Raw genomic sequence first — 1,182 nt, 5'->3', positions numbered from 1 at the left:
CGGTCCACGTCGTCGAGCCTCGGCCGCGGGCGCGGGTCGGGCCCCGGCGCACGCGCTGGTGGGACAGGAGACACGACCGCGAGCCTAGCGGCGACGACGGGCGGCGAAGACGGAGTGGAGCCACCGAGCCGCGGGGTAGCCGCGCCGGGCCACCCCAGCTCGATGCACGATCTGCGGCCGCGCGCGGCGGCGGCCTCCGTCATACGAAGCAAGACCTCGCCAACAGGGTCACTTTCGCATGTTCTGCGGATCTATTGCCCTATGTCGTGGATCCTTCCATCATGAGCGGACCGCCGTTGACCCTCTGGAGCCATACATGACCACCACGCCAGCTTTCACCGATCCTCTGTCGACCCGCGCCGTCCACGCCGGTCGCGACGACCTGGCCGCCGCCGGAGTGCACGTCCCGCCGATCGACCTGTCGACGACCAACCCGCTGCCCGACGTCGAGCACGGCGGCGACGCCTACGAGACCATGGCCACCGGCGGGCGGCCGACCGCCACCGACAGCCACGTCTACCAGCGGCTCTGGAACCCCACCGTGGCCAGGTTCGAGACGGCCCTGGCCGAGCTCGAGGGATGCGAGGAGGCGGTCGCCTTCGCGAGCGGCATGGCCGCGCTCAGCGCCTGCCTGCTCGCCACGGTCTCCGCCGGCAAGTCGCACGTCGTCGCCGTGCGCCCGCTGTATGGCGGGTCCGACCACGTGCTCGCGACCGGCCTGCTCGGCACCGCCGTCACCTGGGCCACCGCCGACACCGTCGGCGACGCGATCCGCCCCGACACCGGCCTGGTCGTCGTCGAGACCCCCGCCAACCCGACCCTCGAGCTGCTCGACCTGTCGGCGGTGTGCGCGCAGGCCGCCGACGTGCCGGTGCTCGTCGACAACACCTTCGCCACGCCGGTCCTGCAGCGTCCCCGCCGGCAGGGCGCCGCGCTGGTGCTGCACTCGGCCACGAAGTACCTCGGCGGCCACGGCGATGTCATGGGCGGCGTGGTCGCGGCCGGCCCCGAGTGGTCGAGCCGGCTGCGCCAGGTGCGCGCGCTCACCGGCGGGCTGCTGCACCCGATCGCGGCCTACCAGCTGCTACCAGCGTCTGGACGCGGTCCTCGCGCAGATGCAGGGCAGGACCATCAGAAGCCACGACCAGGGAGCAGCATCATGACCACCACGCAGCACGGCAC

Annotated in this window: 1 protein-coding gene; it reads left to right on the top strand. The window is 72.7% G+C overall.

Annotated features, from left to right (window positions below):
- Nucleotides 1–316: 316 nt before the first annotated feature.
- Nucleotides 317–1,182 (top strand): aminotransferase class I/II-fold pyridoxal phosphate-dependent enzyme (locus FRW57_RS21815; protein WP_152187062.1); only part of this gene is annotated, 866 nt, incomplete at its 3' end.

It is taken from the genome of Segeticoccus rhizosphaerae, assembly GCF_009192725.1.
Taxonomy (GTDB): domain Bacteria; phylum Actinomycetota; class Actinomycetes; order Actinomycetales; family Dermatophilaceae; genus Segeticoccus; species Segeticoccus rhizosphaerae.
Note: the sequence above shows the minus strand (reverse complement) of the source record. Positions and strands in the feature narration are given on the sequence as shown.